This is a genomic window from Sphingobacterium haloxyli (assembly GCF_002980525.1).
Classification (GTDB): Bacteria; Bacteroidota; Bacteroidia; order Sphingobacteriales; family Sphingobacteriaceae; genus Sphingobacterium; species Sphingobacterium haloxyli.
Map to the genome: position 1 here is coordinate 65,930 of NZ_PVBQ01000001.1, position 19,306 is coordinate 85,235.

Annotated in this window: 13 protein-coding genes; 7 read left to right on the forward strand and 6 right to left on the reverse strand. The window is 42.3% G+C overall.

The window, feature by feature from the left end:
- Positions 1-37: 37 nt before the first annotated feature.
- A complete protein-coding gene (locus C5745_RS00300; RefSeq protein WP_105714965.1) occupies positions 38-1,321 on the reverse strand; it encodes a cytochrome c3 family protein in 1,284 nt (427 codons plus the stop codon).
- Positions 1,322-1,615: 294 nt separating this feature from the next.
- On the opposite strand from C5745_RS00300, the gene C5745_RS00305 reads away from it, so the two are divergent.
- Positions 1,616-2,101, forward strand: coding sequence for a methionine-R-sulfoxide reductase (locus tag C5745_RS00305; RefSeq protein ID WP_105714966.1), 486 nt, complete (start codon positions 1,616-1,618; stop codon positions 2,099-2,101).
- On the opposite strand, the gene C5745_RS00310 is transcribed toward C5745_RS00305, so the two are convergent.
- Positions 2,091-3,089: a LacI family DNA-binding transcriptional regulator gene (locus C5745_RS00310; protein ID WP_165792977.1), complete on the reverse strand. Its 999-nt coding sequence runs from the start codon at positions 3,087-3,089 to the stop codon at positions 2,091-2,093. The two genes, C5745_RS00305 and C5745_RS00310, sit on opposite strands and share 11 nt — an antisense overlap.
- Positions 3,090-3,164: 75 nt before the next feature.
- On the opposite strand from C5745_RS00310, the gene C5745_RS00315 reads away from it, so the two are divergent.
- Positions 3,165-3,497, forward strand: coding sequence for a DUF493 domain-containing protein (locus tag C5745_RS00315; RefSeq protein ID WP_165792978.1), 333 nt, complete (start codon positions 3,165-3,167; stop codon positions 3,495-3,497).
- Positions 3,498-3,558: 61 nt separating this feature from the next.
- On the opposite strand, the gene C5745_RS00320 is transcribed toward C5745_RS00315, so the two are convergent.
- Positions 3,559-4,503 carry a hypothetical protein gene (locus C5745_RS00320; RefSeq protein ID WP_133166258.1) on the reverse strand — a complete coding sequence of 315 codons (945 nt, stop codon included), beginning with the start codon at positions 4,501-4,503 and terminating at the stop codon, positions 3,559-3,561.
- An 81-nt stretch (positions 4,504-4,584) separates the two neighbouring features.
- On the reverse strand, positions 4,585-6,759 hold the full coding sequence (gene pnp / locus C5745_RS00325; protein WP_105714969.1) for a polyribonucleotide nucleotidyltransferase: 2,175 nt from the start codon (positions 6,757-6,759) through the stop codon (positions 4,585-4,587).
- A gap of 236 nt (positions 6,760-6,995) precedes the next feature.
- Here pnp and C5745_RS00330 point away from each other — a divergent pair, with 236 nt between their 5' ends.
- The 3 genes from C5745_RS00330 (at position 6,996) to C5745_RS00340 (ending at position 12,925) form a co-directional block, all read left to right on the forward strand.
- Entirely contained in the window at positions 6,996-8,648 is a 1,653-nt protein-coding gene (locus tag C5745_RS00330) for a tetratricopeptide repeat protein (protein WP_105714970.1), read from the forward strand.
- Between the two features lie 209 nt (positions 8,649-8,857).
- On the forward strand, positions 8,858-11,611 hold the full coding sequence (locus tag C5745_RS00335; RefSeq protein ID WP_105714971.1) for a TonB-dependent receptor: 2,754 nt from the start codon (positions 8,858-8,860) through the stop codon (positions 11,609-11,611).
- A gap of 30 nt (positions 11,612-11,641) precedes the next feature.
- A complete protein-coding gene (locus C5745_RS00340; protein ID WP_105714972.1) occupies positions 11,642-12,925 on the forward strand; it encodes a right-handed parallel beta-helix repeat-containing protein in 1,284 nt (427 codons plus the stop codon).
- A 72-nt stretch (positions 12,926-12,997) separates the two neighbouring features.
- Here C5745_RS00340 and rpsO read toward each other — a convergent pair whose 3' ends face one another.
- Positions 12,998-13,279 (reverse strand): 30S ribosomal protein S15, encoded by a 282-nt coding sequence (gene rpsO, locus C5745_RS00345; protein ID WP_105714973.1) that lies wholly within the window; start codon positions 13,277-13,279, stop codon positions 12,998-13,000.
- A gap of 74 nt (positions 13,280-13,353) precedes the next feature.
- A complete protein-coding gene (locus C5745_RS00350; RefSeq protein WP_105715249.1) occupies positions 13,354-14,568 on the reverse strand; it encodes an acyltransferase family protein in 1,215 nt (404 codons plus the stop codon).
- A 225-nt stretch (positions 14,569-14,793) separates the two neighbouring features.
- Here C5745_RS00350 and C5745_RS00355 point away from each other — a divergent pair, with 225 nt between their 5' ends.
- The gene (locus C5745_RS00355) at positions 14,794-15,990 is read left to right on the forward strand and encodes an ROK family transcriptional regulator (protein ID WP_105714974.1); all 1,197 of its coding nucleotides are present in this window, start codon (positions 14,794-14,796) and stop codon (positions 15,988-15,990) included.
- Positions 15,987-19,298, forward strand: a complete 3,312-nt coding sequence (locus C5745_RS00360; RefSeq protein WP_105714975.1) for a SusC/RagA family TonB-linked outer membrane protein — start codon at positions 15,987-15,989, stop codon at positions 19,296-19,298. Before C5745_RS00355 ends, C5745_RS00360 begins: the two co-directional genes overlap by 4 nt.
- Positions 19,299-19,306: the final 8 nt, after the last annotated feature.

Below are 19,306 nucleotides of genomic sequence, written 5' to 3' on the forward strand. Positions count from 1 at the left end.
CTGTATATAAGATTGCGTATTTCTAAATTAATTATTATTAATAATGACACTTACCACACTCTAAACCACCGATCATAGCGGCGGTCATTTTCTCACCTTTCTTCAATTTCTCATGTGCTTCGATCAACTGATCATAGTAAGCATTATCAGCATTCACTTCTGTTGTTTTGTGACAGTCCACACACCATTTCATGGTTAAAGGAGAGTACTGATAAACCTCCTCCATTGTTTCTATTGGTCCGTGACATGTCTGACACTCTACACCAGCCACAGACACGTGCTGTGAGTGATTAAAGTAAGCAAAATCAGGTAGGTTATGAATCCTCACCCACTCAATAGGCTTCGGATTATCCCCATACTCTCTTGTAGCTGGATCATAATCCAACGCTCTGTATATTTTCGCAATTTCGGGCGAAGTTTCGCCGTCATAATGATCCGCAGCAGTAACTGTGTTATGACAGTTCATACATACATTAGCTGAAGGAATAGATGCATTTTTCGATTTAAATGCGCCCCCGTGACAATACTGACACTCGATCTGATTAACTCCCGCATGAATCTGATGAGAGAACTTAATAGGCTGCACAGGCTGGTATCCTTCGTGAACACCGACGTTCCACATGGTATTCCATCCCAACACCCCTAAAAATGCCACCAACATCAACACCGAAAAGCCGACTAGTTTCTTATTGCGTATAAAAGCTCTAGCAAATTTACCGAAACGATCCTCTTCATATGCTTCGTTTTCAGCTTGCGCTGCTTCGATTGCAGCCTGGTTGCTAGCAATTACTTTCTCTAACGTACGGATTACGCGATTTAGGACAACGATTACAACAATTACCAAAACCACGATCGCAATTAGACCAAGAATCATCAGTGTATTCGCATCACTTGATTGCGTCGAACCAGCGCCACCACTAGCGGCATCACCGCCGCCCTCTGCAGCTTTCGCCTCTTCGGCGTCCACATAAGCAATGATACTCTTAATTTGGTCATCAGATAAGTCGGTAAAAGATGTCATTACCAACCTATTCCAATCTTCGAAAAGCTGTACAGCTGTTTCATCACCGGAAGCGATCAACGCCTGCGAATTCTTAATCCAAGAAAGTAACCACTCTTCGGAATGTCTCTCCGACATCCCCGCCAACGCTGGACCAACCATGTTCCTCGACACACTGTGACAAGTTGTACATTTCGATTTGAAAAGGGTCTCGCCCTCTTTAACATCCTGCGCATGCGCCATTGTAACGGCAAACAACAACATCATTCCAACTGACACTGTCTTTGCAAGTCTTCCCAAAACGGATGAGATATTTCTCATATTTAGCACTTTATACTATTTATTTATGATATAAAACTTTTTAAAATACTCGTCTAAGTGGTTTAAACCCTCCAAACAATGCACAAAAGTATAACTATTTAAGCAATCAGTGACAATTTAATGACGCAAATTAACAATTTAAAACCATTCTAAATAATTCGGTAAAACAGCGTAAAAAAGGGGCTTATTAGCATTTAACGCGTCTTTCAATTTTACCATTAGGGATGCTAAAAAAGTGAAATTCTTGACATATACCCAACAAAGTTCTAAAGAAAGTTGACGAACTTAGTATCCATGTTTGATTATCGAATATGTTTATTGTTATTACTGGTTGCAGCGTACGCTTGCAGTCGCGCATCTGTAACACAAACAAACAAAAAGCAAACATCAACTTTTATAACCATGAATGAGAGCACAAAATACAACAAACTCACACCAGAAGAAGAATATGTAATCGTACACAAAGGTACTGAAAGACCCTTTACAGGCGATCTACTTGAAAATAAAGAAGAAGGAACATATGTGTGCAAGCGGTGTGAAGCGCCTTTATATCATTCAAGCGACAAATTTGAATCGCATTGCGGCTGGCCTAGCTTTGATGATGAGATTGACGGCGCGGTAAAACGTGTACGCGATGCAGATGGGCGACGCGTGGAAATTCTCTGCGCAAAATGTGATGCGCATCTTGGCCATGTATTCGAAGGAGAAAGGTTCACCCCTAAAAACACGAGACATTGTGTAAATTCGTTATCCATGAAGTTCGTTCCTGTTAAAAAATAAGCGATTCGCGAACTTCCAACTTGCACGGAACCACTATTTTAGATATTGCTTCCGGTTTTCCTTTGATTTCCGCGGCTAAGGTTTCCAGGAGCTTTTTTGCCAATTGCTCCACGTCTTGAACAACTGCCGAAATGGCAGGCCTATAATGGTTGAATAAGACATGATCATCAAACGTTACTATTCTCGGCATTACTATATCCTTTTCTCTTATCCCGGACAGACCATCAACAGCCAAACAATGGGTCGCAAACAGCACCGCGTCTAATTTATTATCAACTAAAAATTCCGCGATCTGTATGGCTGTTTCAGCCGCGGGACTGTCTGCACTAAGTTTTCTAATAAAAGATTGCATCCGAAACTCATCCATAGCTTCCATATAACCATCTAACCGCCCTCTTATATGGGTATGACTGGAATATAAGGAAACCAGCCCGATGCGCTTATTACCTTGCTCCAATAGATATTTAGTAGCGTTGTAAGCCCCCGTCCGATTGTCAGAAACTACATAACTAGTTTCAACTGTGGGTAGATACCGATCGAACATTACCATCGGGATACGTTGCTTCATTTTTTCGGCAGTCTTTTCGAAATTCTCCGGCGGAACCACAATCAACCCTTCAATTTCTTTTTCTATACACAGTTGGATATACTGATTGGCTCTATTCACATCATTCCTGGTATCGCAATAAAGAACTTGATACCCCAATTCGGCCGCCAATGTTTCGATATGTCTGCCGACTTCCGAAAAAAACGGGTCTGCAATATTTTCAGACAAGAATGCAAGCACTTTCGCTTTCCCTCCCGCTTTCCTTATCGATCGGCTTGGTTTATACCCGACTTGTTTCACATAGTCTAGGACACGTCTGTTTACCGCCTCGCTGATTCTTCTCTCCTTGGCCTTACCATTCAGGATAAAAGACACCGTGGTAATAGAAACACCCACGGCCTTCGCCACATCGCTAATCGAAATCCGTTTTTCACCTGCCATAATGGATTCCAATCTACTAATTTTTTTTATACTGCGTGGTACACTTATTGATAAAGTATGGTAAAAAATATAATAATGAGCGAATTTAACAATGATATCCATATCCAAGACCTTCCGGACGACGAAGGCAACAATGCAGCAGACTTCTACGATAATTTTCGCGCAAAGCTAAATTCCGTTGAACAGTTTCCGTCGATATATACTTTCAAATTTATAATAAAGGCGAAAAACAACGCGGAAAAAGAAGTAAAACAGCTATTTACGCACGATAGCACCAAGTTTTCGGAAAAGGACTCATCCGGCGGAAAATATAAGTCCATCACGGTAGAAACGTTCGTAAACAATGCCGACGATGTAATTGATTACTATAAGAAGGTTTCAAAGATAGAATCGGTCATTATGCTCTAAAAATGTATAAGTAGGGGCGGGCTGTCAATTTGACAACCCGCCCGCCCCTACTTATTGTGACTCAATCATCTATGATATAAAAATACACACGATTGGCCATATAGGGGTTATAATAAGAAATATCAATCTGTTCTCCTCTCAAAAACGTGACTAGCTGCTCCAATTCATTTACAGGGCCTTTATGAAAAACAGGCGCGACATATCTACGGTTTTCATACGCCACAGACAATATTGTACGGACATCCTGCTCTCTAGGCAACTCATAACTAAAACATACTATTTTCTCTTCGCCATTTATAAGTATACGTGTACGGAGTCCTCCATGTTGCTTATACCTCAATTTATCATAATTCATGCCGTAAGACGGTATCTGCAACGCTACATGCTGTACCAAAGGTCGTCCACTCATGATACCGGGCCCCCAGGGCTTTTCACCTCGAATAAATTGTTGAAGCAACTGTCCGGCCTCCGAAGTGTCCCCGCAAACCAGAGATCCGTTTACTTCGACAATCATATATACGAAACTATCAAGACCTATATTTTTATCCTCAAACTTATCGATTCTTTTCAAAGAGTCTAAAAATCCTCCCCACCGTTTCATGAAACGTGTCATTCCACCTCGCGGTTCTGCCATCACATGCATGCCATTAATAAGCAAAGCAGCGCCAACGACCTCCGAGCGGATAAAGATAGCGTTGGTATAGTCGTCAAAACGAATCGTTCCTTTGTATGAAGCCCCTGTTGTTCTAGGCAACGCGTTGACGTTTCTGTCGATTCTAGTACGTAAAGCAGAATCCAGAAAGAGTTGTGGGGCTTGGAAAACATACCCCATTTGTGATGAATCGTACGATAGTGAGTAGGGCACATTCAAGTCCTTGTAGGGTAGTGCTTGCAGTTCGTTTTTCAACAAATCGATATAAGCAGACTCAAAGTCCTGACCCCTAACCAAATATGACGTACGCATGAGCAGCAATAAAAGAAACGCTGGTAATAAAAAACTTTTCATATCTCCATGATGCAATGAAGTACTATATTTCATAAAAAAAGCCTGCTTTTCAACAGGCTTTCTATATAATCTATTGTAACATTACCCTTGCGGTTTATCCTTTGTCTCTGTTTCAGACTTCGGTTTCTCTTCCTTTGGCGGACGAGGCAACAACGCTTTACGGGAGAGTTTAAGCTTCCCTTGTTTATCGATATCCAATAGTTTCACTTTCACGACATCACCTTCCTTCAATACACCGTCCATAGTTTCTAACCGTCGCCATTCGATTTCGGAAATATGCAGTAAGCCATCCTTACCTGGCATGATTTCTACGAAGGCCCCAAATGGCATAATGGATTTTACCTTGCCTTCATACACCTCACCTACTTCTGGTTTAGCAACAATGGCTTTGATACGCGAAACGGCCGCATCAATTGCTGCTTTGTTGTCCGCAAATACTTGTACGATGCCTTTGCCGTCAACTTCTTCGATCGAGATCGTAGAACCAGTTTCACGCTGCATTTCCTGGATAATCTTTCCACCAGGCCCAATAATAGCACCAATAAACTCCTTGTCGATCGTAAAAGACACTATACGCGGCGCGTGTGGTTTGTAATCTTCACGAGGTGTCTCAAGCGTTTTCTTCATTTCATTCAAGATGTGCAGACGGGCTTCTTTCGCTTGATCCAAAGCCTGCGTCAACACTTCCCACTTCAATCCGTTAATCTTCAGGTCCATTTGACAGGCCACAATACCATTTTCTGTACCGGTCACCTTAAAATCCATATCACCTAAATGATCCTCGTCTCCTAAAATATCTGATAAAATAGCATATTTACCCGTTTTCCCATCAGTAATAAGCCCCATGGCAATTCCCGAAACAGGTGCTTTTAATTTCACACCCGCATCCATTAGCGCCAACGTGCCTGCACATACCGTAGCCATAGAAGACGAACCATTGGATTCTAAGATATCAGAAACCACACGGATGGTATAAGGATTTTCGTTCTCTGCAGGTAGCACCTGTTTCAACGAACGCATGGCTAAGTTACCATGCCCTACTTCGCGACGACCTGGCCCACGGTTTGGACGTACCTCACCAGTCGAAAATGCGGGGAAATTATAATGTAATATAAACTTATTGTACCCATGAATAAATGCACCGTCAATCATCTGTTCATCATCTTTTGCGCCTAAAGTCACCGATGTTAACGATTGCGTCTCGCCACGCGTAAAAACAGCTGATCCGTGCGCTGCCGGCAGGTAGTCCACTTCAGACCATATTGGCCGAACGGTACGCGCATCACGACCGTCCAAACGGATTCCTTCGTCTAGGATCAAATTACGAACAGCTTCATACTGCACGTCATGGTAATATTTCTTGGCTAAAAATGCTGTTTCTTCATCAATCTCCTCACCCAATGTAACAAAAAAAGCATCGCCTATCTCCGCGAATTTATCCGAACGCTCGTGTTTTGACGAACCAGATTTTGCTACAGCGTACACTTTGTCGTATGTAGCCGCGAAAATTGCATCGCGCAAATCAGCATTAGAAGGTTCGTGGTTGCCATCACGTTTTACAGTAGCACCAACCAAGTTTGCGAGCTCTATCTGAGCAGCTACCTGTTTCTTTATAGCTTCATGTGCAAAAGCAATAGCCTCTACCATTTCCGCTTCTGAAATTTCCTTCGACTCTCCTTCTACCATCACAATATCCTCAGCGGAGCCTGCTACAATATATTCCAGTGTCGCATTTTCCAATTCCGATAAACGAGGATTAATCACCAGCCCACCGTTAACCTTTGCAACACGGACCTCAGAAATAGGGCCGTTAAAGGGAATATCGGAAACCGCTATTGCCGCTGAAGCAGCCAAACCAGCCAATGCATCGGGCATAATATCTTTATCCGCAGAAATCAAGGAAATCATCACCTGGGTATCTGCATGGTACGTTTCAGGGAATAGCGGACGCAATGCTCTATCTACCAAACGCGAAATTAAAATCTCGTAGTCCGATAATCTTGCCTCCCGGCGAAGGAAACCGCCTGGTATACGACCCGCCGCCGCGTATTTTTCTTGATAATCAACTGAAAGCGGAAGGAAATCCACTCCTTCTTTTGGTTCTTTCGCCGACACTACGGTTGCCAACAGCATCGTATCGCCTTGCTTCAACACTACCGAACCATCAGCTTGCTTTGCCAATTTACCGGTAGACAACTCGATCGGGGCTAAACCATTGCCCAAGTCGATCGTAACTTTCTTTTCGTTATAATTCATTTTAATTCAATTCGACATACGGGTTCATCTTTTTATTACTCTGTCGTATGTCATCTTATTTATAGACCTTTAAAATTCAAACAAAGGTAATAATAATTTTAATTTTTTTTCCGTTGCAAATATCGCGCTATCTCACTCTCCACAATTAACGATTCAAATCAAACATTAAGAGAATTCTAATCCAACGTTAATCTCATACCCCCTAACTTTGTACGGGCATCATATTGTCATATATTATGAGGAAAACGATTAATCTCCCTATTCCATCGAAGAAGCGCGCGCACAGATTTATCGTCGTTATCGTGTTTACCCTTATCTCCCTTCCCCCAAGCTTCTCGCAATCCAAAGAAAAACTACAATTGGAACTACGCAAAGCGAAGATGATTGCGCGACTAAAGCCTGACTCCGCGTACCTTCAGCTGCGCCATATTACGGAATCTACAGAAACTTCCGATAAAACCGGAATTGTCGCTGAGGCGTTGCAAGAGATGGGGAAAATAGCCTATCACTTAGGCAGCTATCCGCAAGCACTTGCTGACTATCTTGAATCATATCAACTATACAGAACGTCCAACAATCAAAAAAAACAAGCCGAACTACTTAGCGACATCGGTATTCTATACTACTACAATCGCCAACCAACAAAAGCTTTCGAATCGTATCGCAAAGCATTGGAGATCTATAAATCGATACAATACGCAGAGGGTATCGCTAATACGTACGGAAAACTGGGGCACTTGTACGAAAAACAAGCTCAATATGACAGCGCACTAAATTATCAGAACATAGCGCTAGATATTTTTCTCGATAGCGGAAACAAAAAAGGGCTAGCCAAGATCCACGAAAATTTAGGAAGCATTTATGAGGACCTTGAGCGTTATGAAGAGGCGACCTTCCATTTTACGGAAGCATTGAGGTTATATACGGAAAAAAACGACGATTTATCAAAAATTGAAGTAATTAATAATATTGGTGACATGTACCGAAAAACCGGAAAGTATAAGCAGGCACTAATAGAAAGTCACAAAGCATTGCATCTGGCACAAACACTTAACGAGGCCTATCAGATTGAAAGTGCATATCGAGATATTGGTAAAGCACATCACCTCCTCGGTCGCGATGATAGCGCTTATCATTATATGGAAAAAAGCCGTCGCTACGCTAGACAACTGTACTCAAAAGAAAACAGCCAACAGACCTCCTTTTATCAAGTGCTATATGATCTAGAAGAAAAAGAAGACAGAATCACCCAACTAAACAATATAAAAAAGATCAGCATTGTCACCGCGACCGCTGTGCTTGTAATAACATTCCTTTTATTCAGATTTCAGACCTCAAAAATCAGAAATGAACGAAGCATACGGCAAAAGAATAATGACCTTCTCCAAACACAGAACAAGCTAATAAAAGCAGAGCTAGCACACAAACAACTAGCAGAACAAGCACTTAAAAAAGAGTTGGAGGCGAAAAGCCATGAACTAAGCTCAAAAACCTTGTATGTGATCAACAAAAATCAATTTTTGGAATCCTTAAGAAACGATCTAACTACCCTGTTGAAAGAAGATAAAAGAGACAACAAAAAACAGCTAAAACGTATTCTTGTACAAATCAACCAAAGTTTTAACAACGATAAATATTGGGAAGATTTCCGTATAGCTGTTGAAAAAGTCCATGGCGATTTTTATCAACGTCTGCAGAAACGCAGTCCAAATCTGAAATCCAACGACCTGCGCCTTGTCGCTTTATTAAGAATGAATTTTTCGACAGAGGAGATTGCTACTCTGTTGGGAATTTCTATTGATAGTGCACGTGTTGCCAGATATCGCCTGCGAAAAAAATTACACCTTGATAAAAACGAAAACCTAACAACCTTTTTGCAAAGCCTTTAAGACATCATGAGATAATATAGGGCTAACATAAACTTAATGGCGATTAAAAAAAACACAACACACTATACACAAAGAACTTAACTAAATAAAAGAGGTCTTTGTTTACATCTAGATTCCTCAGTTATACTGCCCGTTTCCTTTTTGTACGACAAGAAATTCGATTCGTTTTACACAAAAAGTCATTTTTGTCTCAACAAATCAGAACAACCATGTATAACAATACAAACGCATTATTTTACTTTTGGCTTTCCTTCTGTTGTCTTACATCTTTTGCAGCTCATGCGCAAGATATTCGTGGACATGTGGTCGACAAAATTACCGGTGAGCCCATCATAGGTGCGACTGTGGTTTTGGTAGATCAACAAACCTCTGTAAGCACAGGCTTGGATGGTGGATTTTCCTTTCCAGGTCTCCAAGAAGGAACGTATGGACTTCTAGCAACTTATATCTCCTACAAAACCGCTCACGTAAACGTCGATGTTATTTCAGCGAACAAAACAGCCGTAATTATTTCCCTCGAAGACAAAAATAAGAGCTTAGACGAAGTGGTTGTGCACGCCCAATTATCTGGTGCAGGCGAACAAATGGCGAGAATCAGAGAACTAGCAGCAAGTCAAGTTATCAATACGATCTCGGGTAAAGCTATCCAAGCGTCTCCAGATTTAACGGTTGCTAACGCTGTGCAACGGATATCGGGCGTTTCCTTAGAACGAAACAGCAACGGCGATGGTCAGCATGCCATATTGAGAGGCATGGATAAACGCTACAATTACACCCTTGTTAATGGCATCAAAATAGCCAGCCCAGACAATAAATATCGTTACGTCCCATTGGACATCTTCCCAAGTGAGCTTCTTGATCGTCTTGAAGTTTTCAAATCACTGACCCCAGATATGGAGGGCGACGCCATTGGCGGAGCAATCAATATGGTAATGAAAGATGCTCCTGTCAAAAAAACACTTTCGTTCAATTTCGCCACAGGTTATAACCAGCTCTTTACTGAAAGAGATTTCAAAAGTTATGATTTTCGAAACATCGAGCAGAAGTCCCCTTTCGAACGCTATGGAGCAAATCACAGCGCAATAGCCTCGGATTTTGGCAACGCATCTTTGAACTATTCACAACGACGTCCAATGCCTAATATTATTTCAGGACTCACCTTAGGGAATCGCTTTTTTGAAAACAAGCTCGGCGTAATAGTTGCGGGAAGCTTTCAGAACACCTACCGTGGCAGTAATAGCATATTCTTCAACGAAAGGCGAGAACAGGACAACCTCACCTCTGCATTGACCTCGCTAAATGAACGTTCTTTTTCCGAACAGCAGACGCGTTTAGGCATACACTCCAAGCTAGATTACAGGCTAAACGAGGCGCACAAATTCCGATTATACAATGCTTATATGAATTTCCGCAACATCCAAGTTCGCGATATCGAATCAACTAATTTACAGTATGGCGGGTACGATCCAGAAAAAGGGAATGGCAGTATGTCTTTTGCTACGCGCGCACGCCTCACCGATCAGTCGATTTACAATAGTACACTTCAAGCCGATCACCGAATCACGAACAAATTTTCGACAGACTGGTCCATCGTATTCAATAAAGCTACCGGCGCCCAACCCGATAACACAACGGTGTCCACCGTAGGTGAAAAGACAAATTTTGAGCGCAAACAGACCTACGCTTCGGGCGGACGTAGACGCTGGGAAAACAACAGTGATCGCGATTTTAATGCATTGGTGAATCTCCGTTACGAATCCAATTTATTCGATACCCCAACGGTTTGGAAAATTGGCGGGCTATATCGTGATAAGAAAAGAGATAACTTCTTCAATGAACATATTATGCGCACACCGGTTCCTCAACCACTTTTCGGTGAGGACTACCAAACCTATGATCAAATCGACTGGTCCTACGGCGGGCCGTCCTACGCATCTCCATTGACTTATAATGCGTATGAAAAAATTAGCGCAGGCTATTTTCGCACGGATTGGCACCATAAGAAACTTGACATCATCGGCGGTCTTCGTGTCGAACACACCGCTCAAGGGTACGAAATGTTGTACGTCACGACCTTACCCAATGGAACGCAGCGTTATACCGACATTTTACCATCTATCAGCTTTAAATATAAGCTCCGACCCAACAACAATATAAGAGCCTCCTATTACCGTTCGATAAACAGACCCGGCTTCTTCGAAATTGTCCCTTACTCCATCGTCAACGAAGATTATACGGAACGGGGAAATTCTGACCTAAAAAGAGCTATAGCAGATAACTTTGATCTCCGCTACGAATTGCTTTCTTCGACCATCAACCAATTCATGGTTGGGTTATTCTACAAACGTATACAAGACCCCATCGAATATACACTACAGGCGGACGCCATCCGAGGACAAGATATCTACTATTCTCCAGGCAATTTTGGCAATGCAGACAATCTTGGTCTGGAGGTGGATTTCACCAGGTATTTTAACAAAATCGGTATCCGAGCCAATTACACGTACACGCACTCATCCATTACAACAGATAAATCTCAACGCATTAGAGATGAAAATGGCGATTTCGAGTTGATTAACGTCAAACAGAGCAGACCCCTGTTTGGCCAATCTGCGCATATAGCAAACTTATCCACCTTGTACAAAGACACACGAAACGGTTTCGATGCGCAACTAACGGCTAATTACACCGGAGAGCGTATATTCATGGTAGCACAGTTTATAGACGCAGACCACTGGCAAAAAGGATTTTTACAATTGGATGCTTCGTTAGAAAAAAAAATAAAACAACGAACATCATTATTCATCAAAGCGCAAAATTTACTAAACACCCCTATGGAAGTATATCAAAAAGGATCTCCAACGAACGCTGGTGTCCCTTATCAAAATCTAGCCGGCAAAACCTTGATTCAACGAGATTATTACCAACGTTCGTATCTGTTGGGTATCAGAGTAGATATTTAAATAAAAATTTATAACTAAAATCATCAAAACATGAAAATTACCAGCTTAGCATTACTGACCGCTACTATCGGTCTCGGCGCAACGACAACCTTTACGTCCTGCTCGAAGTCAAATCCTGAAGCCGAGATTACAGACGACAATATACAAACGCCTACAGAGGCTTCCGTTTCGGGAAATGTCTCTGGTGTCTGGGAAAAAGGCAGCACCATATACGTCACAGGGCACGTGGTTATCCCTCGAGGCGAAAGTTTAACCATTGAAGAAGGAGTTACCGTAATCATGGACTCAAATATAGCTCCAGAAGTACTTATTGAAGGCAACCTCTACTCCATGGGAACCGCAGAAAACCCAGTATTAGTGAGTGTACAAGAATCAGAACGTACCGAAGAAAACGCGCTTGGAGGACTCTGGGGAGGCTTTCTGGCTGCTCCAAGCAGTGAGGAGATCTTGTTGGAACATACTATTATGGAATACGGCGGCGGCGAAACCACAGAAGCATCCCCATCCGTTCTCGGTCAGTATTACAAAGCTTCTGCTGGCGCAAATGTTCCTGCTTTGTGGACATCAAATGTCGATGCAAAAGTCGTCATCATGAACAGCACCTTCCGTCATTTCAAAGACGACGCATTTTACCTGGAAGGCGGAAAGACCATCATTGCCAACAATAAGTTTTATGCAAACGGTGAATCGGGCGGAGAAGCAGTTAACACTAAATCGGGCGTCGTAGCCGACATTGCTTTCAACCTCATGTACAGTCCGAATACCAATGCACTCAAGCTATCTAACTCAGGAGACCGGACACCTCAAGGCTACATCAAGGCGTATAACAACACCATATTAAATGCAGGCTGGAGGCGACCAACATCTAAAGGAGGATCCATTTGGGTAGAAAAAGAAGTCCGCGCAGAGATCTATAACAATCTTTTGGTAAACAACCGTTATGGAATAAAATACGACAGCCCTACGGGACCGGATGAACGAAATATATATACAAACAATTTCTACTACGGATACACGCAGCAATCTGTGGATCAATTCCAGAAAGATGAGGCTAACGTGATTATCGGTACGGATGAAATTCGCGGGACAGCGGCCGGTGAAAACAGTCCTCTCTTTGTCAATTATCCATTAGATATGGATCAAAATAATGCCGCTTTCGATCCACAATGGGATTTCCATTTAAAAACAGAATCTCCCGCTTTGGGTATAGGAAGAACAGATATCCTTCGTAACTTCCCTAACGGTATCACCATTAAAGGCAACAACTATACTGCTCCGCAAGCCGAGGCCTATATAGGAGCCTTTGGCGCATAAGCAACGTAAAGAACTTCGCACAAAAAAAGCCGCTTATTTTCACAAGCGGCTTTTTACTAATCTCCTAAAAGCTTATTTTTTGATGATATCACGTAAGCTCAATGCTTTGATAATAGCACGGTAGCGCTCGATATCTTTTTTGTGCAGATAAGCTAATAATGAACGACGTTTACCTACTAATAACTGTAGGGAACGTTGTGTGTTAAAATCTTTTCTGTTTTTTTTCAAATGCTCCGTTAAGTGAGCAATTCTTTTAGTGAATAAAGCTACTTGTCCTTCTGTAGAACCAGTATTTGTTGCTGAACCCGCAAATTCTGCGAAGATGTCAGCTTTGTACTCTTTACTTAAATACATTTCTTGAATAATATTAAAGCGTTAAAAAAAATTATTAATTGAGCGCAAAGATAGAAATTAAAACTAAAAATTCCTCAAACTTTAATATAAATCTTCTTCTTGTCCAGTACATAGCAGATTCCCCACATGATCCCCAAAAAACAAAGAGAATACACAAAAGAGCCCAATTCCGGCGGCCCGGGAATTTTCGCACACACATATTTATAAAACCACGATAAGGCCGTTAAATACTGTGGTACGCCTTCGGAAGATACACCGTCAGAAATCCGAAATAAACCCAAAAATCGTGGCAGCAAACCACTGAGCACAAAGATAAACAACGGGTTCTTTCCAAATACGTCAAAAAATCTTGTTAAGGCATTCTTTACACCTTGTACTTCGATAAACCAAATCATTACACCCAATGAAAGGATGCCCAGCCCTGTTGTATAAAGCACATAAGAACTTGTCCATATTTTCTTATTAATAGGAAAACCTAAAGACCAACCCCAACCCAATATTAAAAGGATAAACCCCGTCGTCATCAACGCCGCCAACAACTTGAAATGAACCTCTGTTGTCTTGGGTACTTTTGTCCACAGCCAATCCACTTCTCCTTGTTTTCGAATAAACGTCCCAGCTAGGTAACCAAAAACGACCTGTACAATAGCCGGTATGGTGCTCATCAAACCTTCTGGATCAAAAGGTATTCCTTCTCCCTTATACATATGGGCAACACCCAATACTTGTTTATCAATAGCCGTCCCAAACCAACCTTCCAGCGAGTACGGATCCCCCTCCCCTAGAAATGCACAGAGCCCCCAATAGCCTAGCAGTATTAAAGCGGATAGGTAAACTAAACTCTTCGGCTTAAAGAAATAAACCAAAATAGACGCAAAAAAATAAGACACAGCGATACGTTGCAAAACACCGAAGATACGGACACCGCGTTCGCCGCTACCTGAATCTACCCATTCCCGGAACTGCAGACCATCCCCTACCCATTGCACAAACGGCCACCAGTTTAAAAACAGACCGATGGCAAAAATCAGCAAAGCCCTTTTTATCACTTTCCTCCAAAATACGGCCTGTCCAGCATCTTGCAGCCTGGGAATCACAAACGCCATCGCATTTCCGACAGCAAATAAAAAGAATGGAAATACCAAATCGGTAGGCGTACAACCATGCCAAGCTGCATGCTTTAAAGGTGTAAACATGTGGGCCCAAGTGCCAGGATTATTAACTAGAATCATGAGTGCCACGGTTGCTCCTCTGAACACATCAAGAGAATAATAACGTTGTTTTGTCATCAACATTTAGATTTTATTATAAGAGCTAAGCTATGAAATAAGCCAAATATCCTCTTATTTGACCACATCTTTGTTACAAAGTGACGAATGTTTATGTATAAGACAGACTTTAAACGCATACTTTAAAAAATATTTAAAAAGTATTTGGATGTTAATATTAAATACATATATATTTACGATTAATAAATAATTAAGTTAAGAAGCCGACACAATAGTTATGAGACCATGAATAGCCTAAAACTTGCGATTTTACGGGCATTATACTTTTCTCCTAATCCATCCATTGCAGAATTGAGCGATTGGATCGGAAAGAGTATTCCACTTATTACAAAAGCAATCAACGAACTTATTGAAGATGAGTTGGTAGTAAGTTGCGGACTTCGAGCCTCGACTGGTGGACGACGTGCGATGCATTTTATGTTGAACACCGACAAACAGGGCTGTATTGTTGTTATAGCGATGGACCAGTATGCTACGAACATCACCGCCGTTAACCTCGCCAATCGGCAACTCCTGCCTGTTAAGAAAATAACGAGCCATCTATGGGATGATCCAGATACCTATACCAAAATAGTTGATTCCTTAACAACAGTCGTTTCTGAATTCCCAAAAGATAAAGTCTTAAGCATTGGCATAACCATGCCGGGTTTCGTGGATTCAAAAAAAGGTATCAACAGTTCTTTCTCGTCAAAGTCTCCACTGTACAACCTCCGGGAAAATATTCAGTCACACTTTGGAATTCCCACTTATCTTGAAAACGATTCGGCCAGCATTGCAATTGCCGAAAAGAATTTTGGCTTGATAAAAGAGGCTAGCAATGCCCTCGTTGTGAACTTAAACTGGGGCGTCGGGCTGGGTATGATCGTCGATAGCAAGCTCTTTAAGGGACACAGTGGGTTCGCTGGTGAATTCAGTCATATACCTTTAGCTGATGAAGACAAGCTTTGCTCATGCGGCAAAAAGGGTTGTCTGGAGGTAGCAGCATCTTTATTATGTGCCATAGAATACATCATAGAGGCCATAGAAGACGGACAACGTTCTTCACTTGAAAAAACCTATAACGAGCGCCGTGACCTTACCTTAGAAGATGTTCTTGAAGCCTACCTAAAGGGTGACCAAGTAACCATTATTGCTATCAGAAGAATAGCATACATGCTGGGAAAAGGGATAGCAACGCTTATTCACATTCTGAACCCAGAAGCTATCGTTATTAGCGGAAAGGGCGCCATGTTTGGCGATGTATTATTACCACAAATCCAGTCTTCCATACAAGAATACTGCATACCGCGCTTAGCAAAATGCACGACCATACAAATATCGGAAATTAACGACGTCCAGTTGCTTGCATCGGCCTGCATAGCGGTGCAGCGGATGCGTTGGGACAACACACAACATAAACAATTAACTAAAGCAAAACTATGAGCAAACTTTACAAACAATGCTGCAGTTTAGCGCTGATTATGCTACTTAGCGTAACAACGTTATTTGCACAGCAGACCGTTACGGGGAGAGTGACGGATGCAAACGGGGCACTCGCCGGCGTTACGGTGGCTGTCGTCGGTACGACAGTAGCCGCGCAGACCGACGCGGGTGGAAATTACTCCATCCAAGCCAACAATGGGCAAACCTTGAGATTTTCCACCATTGGCTATATTTCACGTGAATTCACCGTATCCAGCACGAACTTGAATGTGACGTTACAAGAAGACTCGGGTGCGCTGGATGAGGTGGTTGTAACGGCCATGGGGATTAAACGCGCGCCTAAGGAATTAGGATACGCCATGAGTACCGTTGGTGGCGAAGAATTAACAAAAACGGGTTCCCCGAATTTTGCGGGAGCACTGTACGGAAAGGCACCAGGAGTGCGAATTTCGGCAGCTCCAGGAGGAGCGACATCGGGGATTAATATTAATATTCGTGGTATTAACTCAATTGCCAATAGTTCACAACCTCTCGTTATTATTGATGGTGTTCCAATGCGACAATCCTCGTTTAATAATTCGGATTATTGGGGAGACCAACGTGCGCGGGGAAATGGTTTAGAGGATCTAAACCCCGAAGATATCGAATCTATAAGTATCCTGAAAGGAGCATCTGCAGCAGCGCTTTATGGTTCGGAAGCCATGAATGGTGTCGTTTTAGTTACTACTAAATCGGGCAAAGGAGGCGAAGGATTTTCTATCGATTTCAATGCAACCTATACACACGATAAAGTCGGATATCTGCCACGTTTCCAAGATGTGAGAGGCTCGGGTTATGACGTGTCGTACGCAGACATTGGGCAAAGTGAAGACATGTTTTTCTATTATCCTGATGGGGTGAGGGGCATGGCTAACACGACGTTTAACTTTGGGCCAAAATTTGACGGACAACCAGTAAGATCGTGGGATGGAGAAATACGACCGTACCAGGCGCAAAATGCATATAGTAACCTGTTCAATAATCCGAACAATACCATCTTTAATGTTGCTTTAGGGCATACAACAGAAAAATCTAACGTAAGATTTTCTGTGACGCGTCAGGATAATCAAATGACAGCTTTGGATTCTTATAACAAGAGAAATATTGCAAACCTAAATAGTTCCTTTAAGCTCTGGGAAAATTTCACAACAGATGTGGTGGTTAACTATATTAATCAGCACACGCACAACCGTCCAACCTTGACGGACAGGCTAATAAACAATTTTGCAGGTATGATTTCCACCTTCGACAATCCCGATTGGTATGCAAACAAATACCAGACAAGCATGGGGTACAAATACGTAATCCAAGGACCTAACGTACAAAGCTTTACACCCGAAGAAAACATCCGCTACAATGGATATCGGGTAGATGTATTAGATTACTACTGGAATAGTTTAGCGAGATCAGCCGATGAATACTCTAATCGTGTCATTGGATCGTTTACCAACACGTGGCAAATAACAGATAATTTTTCTGTAAGGGGAAGGTTCTCCGCAGATATGACCAATATGCGTACCGAAGAACGCGAACCAAACGAGATTCCTCTCACATTTGGAAATAGCGGAGCATTTCGGTTAGGGCAAATGTCTGGCAATGTATACTACACAGACTTATTGGCGACCTACAAAAAGGATATCAATGAAGACTATTCCTTTGGGGTAATGGGTGGATATACCGGAACAAGGACACAAGAAAACTTTGTGCAACGACAAACGGAAGGTGGGCTGCACATTCGTGACTGGTATGATCTGAATGCATCCGTCAATTTAGTGCGTGGGAATGAACGCTGGAATTACCGTAGAAATGTATTGCGCGATGCCGTTTTCGGGACAGTAAACTTTGATATGAAAGATTATTGGTTCGTAGAAGGAACCTTAAGACGCGAACGTATTTCAACTATGCACCCAGACAACAATGTGCTGTATTACCCATCGGTTAACTCCAGCTTGATCCTTTCTGAAGCATTTGAATTACCAGCTATTTTTGATTACGCAAAGTTGAGAGGTTCGTGGGGCGTAGTAGGGAACTACCCTACAGTTTACCAAAGTCCTATCAGCTACAAGGTTGGAAATGTAGGCAATCAAGGTACCGGCACAGCTGTATTACACACTTTAGTTCCAACAGAAAATTTTGGCAATGAATCCATTAAGCCAGAAACAAAGACCGAGATCGAGTTTGGTCTCGAGACGAGATTTCTTAATGGAAGACTAGGACTTGATGTGACCTATTACAATGGCTTGATCAGAGATCAAATCCTGTACTACACATTACCTAACTCAACTGGTGCGAACGCAGTATTGGCGAACGCCGGATCATTGCGTAATAGAGGGTGGGAGTTTGCAATTACCGGCACGCCTATCAGCGGTGAAAACTTCCGTTGGAATACAGTATTGAATTTCTCCATGAATAAAAATGTTGTTGAGGAGCTCCCTGGAGATTTGACACAGTTGTTGCATAGAGATTACGACGGGGCTGCTGCTCAATTGGTCTCTAAAATAGGGTCGTCCATAGGCGATATTATGGTAAGACCTATTGCGACGGATGCTGCTGGCAATAAACTTGTAAACGGTTTAGGCTTATACCAGGTAGATGCTGACAATTGGATTAAAGCGGGAAATTATATGCCCAAGGCTGTCGGTGGATTTGTTAACAACTTCAATTACAAAAACTTTTCTTTGGACGTCTTGCTAGATTTCAGGTGGGGTGGTCAGGTGATGCCGACAGGCGTCTCTTGGATGACTGGACGTGGTCTTACCCAGGAGAGTTTGAACTATATGGACGCTGCTAGTGGCGGTATCAGCTATTATATCAACGCCGATGGCAAAGGTGTTGCATACGCTGGGGAAACAGGTCCAGCTGGAGAACGGATTCATCACGATGGTATGTTGATGGAGGGTGTATTGGCTGACGGGTCCGAGAATACCAATGTTATCTCACACGTGCGGTACTATGCCCAGACCTATAACTGGGGAGGTCCTCAATATTCAAATTCGCGTTACGAACTATTTGTAAAAGATAATAACTATATCAAAATGAGAGAGCTCTCCATAGGTTACAGATTGCCTACCGAGATGGCTTCTAGATTAAGAGCCAAGAATCTTCAGATATCAGCCTTTGGAAGGAACTTGTTCTTTATATATCGCTCAATCAAAGATATTGATCCAGAACAGATGACAGGGGGGTCGTATTGGGTGAATCAAGTAACGAATGCTGGTACTGGTCCGGCTACAAGAACTTTTGGTGTTATGTTACGTGCTAGTTTTTAAATGAAAAG

Coding starts and splice junctions, on each gene's coding strand:
- C5745_RS00300 (WP_105714965.1), bottom strand. CDS start 1,321: ATGAGAAATATCTCATCCGTTTTGGGAAGACTTGCAAAGACAGTGTCA.
- C5745_RS00305 (WP_105714966.1), top strand. CDS start 1,616: ATGTTTGATTATCGAATATGTTTATTGTTATTACTGGTTGCAGCGTAC.
- C5745_RS00310 (WP_165792977.1), bottom strand. CDS start 3,089: ATGGCAGGTGAAAAACGGATTTCGATTAGCGATGTGGCGAAGGCCGTG.
- C5745_RS00315 (WP_165792978.1), top strand. CDS start 3,165: ATGAGCGAATTTAACAATGATATCCATATCCAAGACCTTCCGGACGAC.
- C5745_RS00320 (WP_133166258.1), bottom strand. CDS start 4,503: ATGAAAAGTTTTTTATTACCAGCGTTTCTTTTATTGCTGCTCATGCGT.
- pnp (WP_105714969.1), bottom strand. CDS start 6,759: ATGAATTATAACGAAAAGAAAGTTACGATCGACTTGGGCAATGGTTTA.
- C5745_RS00330 (WP_105714970.1), top strand. CDS start 6,996: ATGAGGAAAACGATTAATCTCCCTATTCCATCGAAGAAGCGCGCGCAC.
- C5745_RS00335 (WP_105714971.1), top strand. CDS start 8,858: ATGTATAACAATACAAACGCATTATTTTACTTTTGGCTTTCCTTCTGT.
- C5745_RS00340 (WP_105714972.1), top strand. CDS start 11,642: ATGAAAATTACCAGCTTAGCATTACTGACCGCTACTATCGGTCTCGGC.
- rpsO (WP_105714973.1), bottom strand. CDS start 13,279: ATGTATTTAAGTAAAGAGTACAAAGCTGACATCTTCGCAGAATTTGCG.
- C5745_RS00350 (WP_105715249.1), bottom strand. CDS start 14,568: ATGACAAAACAACGTTATTATTCTCTTGATGTGTTCAGAGGAGCAACC.
- C5745_RS00355 (WP_105714974.1), top strand. CDS start 14,794: ATGAATAGCCTAAAACTTGCGATTTTACGGGCATTATACTTTTCTCCT.
- C5745_RS00360 (WP_105714975.1), top strand. CDS start 15,987: ATGAGCAAACTTTACAAACAATGCTGCAGTTTAGCGCTGATTATGCTA.